General features: G+C 70.3%; 3 protein-coding genes. All 3 read left to right on the top strand.

Annotated features, from left to right (window positions below; translation table 11 throughout):
* The first annotated feature begins 134 nt into the window (after positions 1-134).
* The gene (locus tag Mterra_RS20900; RefSeq protein WP_119316832.1) at positions 135-1,211 is read left to right on the top strand and encodes an ATP-binding protein; all 1,077 of its coding nucleotides are present in this window, start codon (positions 135-137) and stop codon (positions 1,209-1,211) included.
* A 31-nt stretch (positions 1,212-1,242) separates the two neighbouring features.
* On the top strand, positions 1,243-1,785 hold the full coding sequence (locus Mterra_RS20905; protein WP_119316833.1) for a transposase: 543 nt from the start codon (positions 1,243-1,245) through the stop codon (positions 1,783-1,785).
* A partial coding sequence (locus Mterra_RS23730) for a DUF5682 family protein (RefSeq protein WP_170159778.1) occupies positions 1,782-1,925 on the top strand: 144 nt, incomplete at its 3' end. The genes Mterra_RS20905 and Mterra_RS23730, both read left to right, overlap by 4 nt.

A 1,925-nucleotide genomic window follows, 5' to 3' on the forward strand; every position in this document is an offset into this window, starting at 1 on the left:
GCCCTCCACCCCTCCGTCCGCCAGGCCTTCGCCAACCCCGACCACCCGCTGTCCGAAGCCTTTTCCCGCTTTACCGGGCTGCTCGAGTTCCGCCACGAGATGCACCAGGCTTTCGTACCCGAAGGAGTGTAGCTATGAACCAGGTCCTCCGCCAGCACGCCGAAGTCCAGTACGCCGAAGAGCTCGCCGCCCTCGCCAAGACCGACGACAAGCCCCGGCCCCCGGGCTGGAAGCTCTCGCCCTGGGCCGTGACCGAGTACCTGATGGGCGGCAGGGCGGGCAAGCTGGAGATCACGCCGAAGTACATCGGCAACCGCCGCCTCATCGAGATCGCCGTCGCCACCCTCGCCACCGACCGCGCCCTGCTGCTGTACGGCGTTCCCGGCACCGCCAAGAGCTGGGTCAGCGAGCACCTCGCCGCCGCCATCGCCGGCGACTCCACGCTGCTGATCCAGGGCACGGCCGGCACCTCCGAGGAGGCGGTGCGCTACGGCTGGAACTACGCCAAGCTGCTGGCGGAGGGGCCCAGCCGCGCCGCGCTGGTCGAGAGCCCCCTGGTGCGGGCCATGCAGGACGGCAAGATCGCCCGCCTCGAGGAGCTCACCCGCATCCCCTCCGACGTGCAGGACACCCTCATCACCATCCTCTCCGAGAAGACCCTGCCCATCCCCGAGCTCTCCACCGAGGTGCAGGCGGTGAAGGGCTTCAACCTCATCGCCACCGCCAACAACAAGGACCGCGGGGTCAACGAGCTCTCCAGCGCGCTCAAGCGCCGCTTCAACACCGTGGTGCTGCCCACCCCCGACACCCTCGAGGAGGAGGTCGAGATCGTCAGCCGCCGCGTGGAGAGCTTGGGCAAGGCCCTCGAGCTGCCCGGGGAGAAGCCGGCGCTGGAGGAGATCCGCCGGGTGGTCACCGTCTTCCGCGAGCTGCGCGACGGCGTCACCGCCGACGGCAAGACCAAGCTCAAGAGCCCCTCGGGCACCCTCTCCACCGCCGAGGCCATCAGCGTGGTGGGGCAGGGGATGGCCCTGGCCGGGCACTTCGGCGACGGCAGCCTCAAGGCCGCCGACATCGCCTCGGGGCTGGTGGGCGCCATCGTCAAGGACCCGGTGCAGGACAGGGTGGTCTACCTGGAGTACCTCGAGACCGTGGTCAAGGAGCGCCCCGGCTGGAAGGACCTCTACCGCGCCTGCCGCGAGGTGGTGTAGGGCCGTACGCGCCGTCCGTGCGGGTGAGGGTATGTGGAGGGGTCCGAACCGGAGATCGCCGCGGCTGCGGGGGTTTGACTACGCCCAGGAGGCGGCGTACTTCGTCACGGTCTGCACCCACGGCCGCGAGCCCCTCTTCGGCGAGGTGGTGGGCGGGGAGATGCGGCTGAGCGAGATCGGCGACATCGTCTGGTGGGAATGGCACCGCTCCGAATGGCTGCGCGACGAGGTCTCCCTGGACGCCTTCGTGGTGATGCCCAACCACGTGCACGGGGTCGTCATGATCCGGCCGCCTGAGCCTTCCCCCGTTCCCCGCGGCCCCGTAGGGACGACGCGCGCGTCGTCCCTACGGACTCCGCCCGCCCCAGGACCTGCCAAGCGCTCCCTCGGCGCCTTCGTCGGGGCGTTCAAGTCGGCCGCCGCCAAGCGGGTCCACCGGAGGTATCCGCACCTCAGGGTCTGGCAAGGCCGCTACTACGACACGGTCCTCCGCGACGAGCGCCACCTCGAGGCCGCCCGCGAGTACATCGTTAGCAACCCCGCCAACTGGGCCACCGACGAGGAAAACGTATGAACGTCCACATCTTCGGCATCCGCCACCACGGGCCGGGCTCGGCGCGCAGCCTGAAAGCGGCGCTCGAGGCCCTCCGGCCCGACTGCATCCTGGTCGAGGGCCCGCCCGAGGCCGACCCCCTGCTCCCCCTGCTGCTCCAC

Source organism: Calidithermus terrae (genome assembly GCF_003574345.1).
GTDB lineage: Bacteria > Deinococcota > Deinococci > Deinococcales > Thermaceae > Calidithermus > Calidithermus chliarophilus.